Consider the following 3,936-nt stretch of genomic DNA (forward strand, 5'->3'; position numbering starts at 1 on the left):
AGGAAATCGGCGCACGGACCGCAGACAACCCAGGCCTCGTCGTTAACGCAGCCATCGGATACGGCGGCCGGCAGGAGATCGCCGACGCGGTACGTTCCCTGCTCCAGGAACACGCCGAGCGCGGTACGTCGATCGAAGACCTGGCGCAGGTGATCGACGTCGAACACATCGCGCAGCACCTTTACACTCGCGGGCTGCCCGATCCGGATCTGCTCATCCGCACCTCTGGAGAGCAACGCCTTTCCGGGTTCATGCTCTGGCAATCGGCGCATTCCGAGTTCTACTTCTGCGAGGCGTTCTGGCCCGCCTTCCGCAAGATCGACTTCCTCCGCGCGCTGCGTGACTACAGTCTGCGGCAGCGCCGCTATGGTGCGTAACGCCCGCTGACACGTCCGAGGACTGCGCTGCAGGCCAGGCCGGAGACCGTTTTCGCATAGGCCGCAAGGGGTAATGCCCTGGTATGACGTGTGACACCGGCCCCGCTGGCAGACCTCGTGAGGCTGCCGCGCACGGTCCGGTGATCAGCCGAAAACTCTTCGCCTGGAGCCGCCCCCCTTCCTTACCGTTGTGACCGGTGTGCAAGTCCCACCCTCGTTCAGGGCGCGCCGGGCACGGCGCGCCACAGGGAGTCGTGCTAAGTGGCCGTTACACCCAAGCGCCGTTCCGCCCGTCCCGAACGGCGCACTTTCGTGCTGGACACCAGCGTCCTCCTCGCGGACCCGGCCGCGATCACCCGCTTCGACGAACACGAGATCGTCATCCCGCTCGTGGTCGTGAGCGAACTCGAAGGCAAGCGTCACCACCCCGAACTCGGATACTTCGCGCGTTCCGCGCTGCGGATGCTCGACGAGCTGCGCGTGAAGTACGGACGCCTCGACGCGCCCATCCCGATCGGGAGCGCGGACGGCACGCTGCGCGTCGAGCTCAACCACACCGACCCGACCGTGCTGCCGCCGGGATTCCGTCCCGCGGTCGCCTCCCCGGACAACGACACCCGCATCCTCTCGGTGGCCAAGAACCTGGAGGCCGAAGGCAGGCAGGTGACGCTGGTCTCCAAGGACCTGCCGCTGCGGGTGAAGGCCGCCGCGGTGGGGCTGCCGGCCGAGGAGTACCGCGCGGAGCTGGCGATCACCTCGGGCTACACCGGCATGGCCGAGCTCGAGATCGGCGGCAACGTGGTGGACCGGCTGTTCGAGGAGGGGCGGGCGGAGATCGCCGAGGCGGCCGACCTGCCGTGCCACACCGGCCTCGTGCTGGTCTCCGAGCGGGGCAAGGCGCTCGGGCGGGTGACCGCGGACAAGCAGGTGCGGCTGGTGCGCGGCGACCGCGAGGCGTTCGGGCTGCACGGCCGCTCCGCGGAGCAGCGGATCGCGCTCGACCTGCTGCTCGACCCGGAGGTGGGCATCGTCTCGCTCGGCGGGCGCGCGGGCACCGGCAAGTCGGCGCTGGCGCTGTGCGCGGGCCTCGAAGCGGTGATGGAGCGCCGCCAGCACCGCAAGGTCGTGGTCTTCCGGCCGCTGTACGCGGTCGGCGGCCAGGACCTCGGCTACCTGCCCGGCACCGAGGGGGAGAAGATGAACCCCTGGGGCCAGGCGGTCTTCGACACCCTCGGCGCGCTGACCACGACGGACGTGATCGACGAGGTGGTGGACCGCGGCATGCTCGAGGTCCTGCCGCTCACCCACATCCGCGGCCGCTCGCTGCACGACTCCTTCGTGATCGTGGACGAGGCGCAGTCCCTGGAACGCAACGTGCTGCTCACCGTGCTCTCCCGGGTCGGCTCAGGCTCGCGGATCGTGCTGACCCACGACGTGGCGCAGCGCGACAACCTGCGCGTCGGCCGGTACGACGGCGTGGTGGCGGTCGTGGAGAAGCTGAAGGGGCACCCGCTGTTCGCGCACGTGACCCTCACGCGCTCCGAGCGCTCGCCGATCGCCGCCCTCGTGACCGAAATGTTGGAGGACCTGGCGGTCTGATCCCACCCGAGCGCGGGCGCGCCCACGCGCGGAACCCCCGCACCATGTGACCCACGACACAATATCGAGGCCCCGGGAAGCAATTCCCGGGGCCTTTTGCGTGCTTTTTGATCAAACAGCTGACCTGCACCGGCTAGACGAAGCGTGAACGGCTGTCCACGGACGGTGCAATTGGTGTGATTTAACCCACATCTGAAAGATTTGGGGTTTGCGCCAACATTCAGGCAGTGTCTTGGTTCGTCAGGCCCCCCGCACCGGGTTCCCGATTCGGCACAGCGAACGGAACGACCCGGGTGCGCCACCCGCCGGCGTGTACCTCCCGCCGCGGGCACCAAGAGTCAAAAGGGGCGAGGCGCCGAGCGCGCGCGGCAGAGCAAAGGTTCCAACGCGGCCATCCCGGCCGCTGCTTCGCCATGCCCGCCGGCAGACGGAAGGCTTTTTGTGCCCAGGCTCCGCCTGTCCATTCCCGAGTCCATATCGACGCACAAGCACAAAATCGCGGTGACCGCCGCGTCGTGCACCGCGGTCACCGGCGCCATCATCGGCGCCCTCGCGGCCGGCGCGTCAGGTGCGAACGCGGCTACTGCACCGGTGGCGCACGTTGTCCATATCCCCGTGCTAGCCCCGACGCTCCCGGCGTCGCCGAGCGCGAGCGCAAGCGCGACGCCGTCCGCGGCGCCCACCAGCGCCAAGCCGTCGGCCCCCGCGACCACCAAGGCCGCGGCCCCGGCGACCACCAAGCCGGCCCCGGTGGTGCAGAAGGTCGTCGACCCCTACGCGGGTCTGAGCGCGTACCAGATCGCCGAGCGCATCGTGCCCTCCGGCGAGTTCGGCTGCTTCGACTGGATCGTCACCCGCGAGTCGGGTTGGGACGTCCACGCCACGAACCCGTCCAGCGGCGCGTATGGCCTCGGCCAGGCGCTGCCCGGCTACAAGATGGCCTCCGAGGGCTCCGACTGGCGCGACAACCCGGTCACCCAGATCAAGTGGACGCTGAACTACATGGACGAGCGTTACGGCTCGCCGTGCTCGGCTCAGTCCTTCTGGGAAGCGCACAACTGGTACTAAGCCGATTCGGTCGGCCTACGCCGCGGTTAGCCGCAACGCATCCACGCAGGTCGGGCCGAGACGCATTGACGCGTCTCGGCCCGACCTGTCGTTACTACGGCCGTTGACCGATCCGCAGCAACGGCTTGTCGTCCCCGGGGTTGGTGAAGAAGTCGTTGCCCTTGTCATCGACCACGATGAACGCCGGGAAGTCCTCGACCTCGATCCGCCAGACCGCCTCCATGCCGAGCTCCGCGTAGTCGAGCACTTCGACGTGCTTGATGCAGTCCTGCGCCAACCGGGCCGCCGGGCCGCCGATCGAGCCGAGGTAGAAGCCGCCGTGCTCCTTGCACGCCTCGGTGACCTGCTTGCTGCGGTTGCCCTTGGCCAGCATCACGTACGAGCCGCCCGCGGCCTGGAACTGATCAACGTATGAATCCATCCGCCCGGCCGTCGTCGGGCCGAAGGAGCCCGAGGCGTAGCCCTCCGGCGTCTTAGCCGGTCCGGCGTAATAAACCGGATGATCCTTGATGTACTGCGGCAGCGGCTTGCCCGCGTCCAGCAGCTCCTTGAGCTTCGCGTGCGCGATGTCCCGCGCGACCACCAGTGTCCCGGACAGCGACAGGCGCGTCTTGACCGGGTACTTCGCCAACTCCGCGCGTACCTCGCTCATCGGCCGGTTCAAGTCGATGCGCACCACGTCGTCGTCAAGGTGATCATCGGTCGTCTCAGGCAGGTAGCGCGCCGGGTCGGTCTCCAGCTGCTCCAGGAACACGCCCTCGGCGGTGATCTTGCCGAGCGCCTGGCGGTCCGCGGAGCAGGACACCGCGATCGCAACCGGGCAGGAGGCGCCGTGCCGCGGCAGCCGGATCACCCGCACGTCGTGGCAGAAGTACTTGCCGCCGAACTGCGC

The 3,936-nt window shown here is 68.6% G+C and carries 4 protein-coding genes; 3 read left to right on the plus strand and 1 reads right to left on the minus strand.

Features of this window, described 5'->3' with window-relative positions; genetic code table 11:
* The 3 genes from uppS to VFB40_RS25740 form a co-directional block, all read left to right on the plus strand.
* A partial coding sequence (gene uppS / locus VFB40_RS25730) for a polyprenyl diphosphate synthase (RefSeq protein WP_324855088.1) occupies positions 1-377 on the plus strand: 377 nt, incomplete at its 5' end.
* A gap of 261 nt (positions 378-638) precedes the next feature.
* The gene (phoH2, locus tag VFB40_RS25735; protein WP_324855090.1) at positions 639-1,976 is read left to right on the plus strand and encodes an RNA 5'-3' helicase PhoH2; all 1,338 of its coding nucleotides are present in this window, start codon (positions 639-641) and stop codon (positions 1,974-1,976) included.
* A 501-nt stretch (positions 1,977-2,477) separates the two neighbouring features.
* Complete coding sequence (locus tag VFB40_RS25740; protein WP_324855092.1) at positions 2,478-3,044, plus strand: aggregation-promoting factor C-terminal-like domain-containing protein; 567 nt, start codon at positions 2,478-2,480, stop codon at positions 3,042-3,044.
* Positions 3,045-3,138: 94 nt separating this feature from the next.
* Here the strand turns inward: VFB40_RS25740 and VFB40_RS25745 are convergent.
* The coding region (locus VFB40_RS25745) for a FumA C-terminus/TtdB family hydratase beta subunit (protein ID WP_324855094.1) at positions 3,139-3,936 on the minus strand (798 nt) is incomplete at its 5' end.

Origin of the sequence: Actinocrinis sp. (assembly GCF_035650855.1) — a bacterium.
Lineage (GTDB): Bacteria > Actinomycetota > Actinomycetes > Streptomycetales > Catenulisporaceae > Actinocrinis.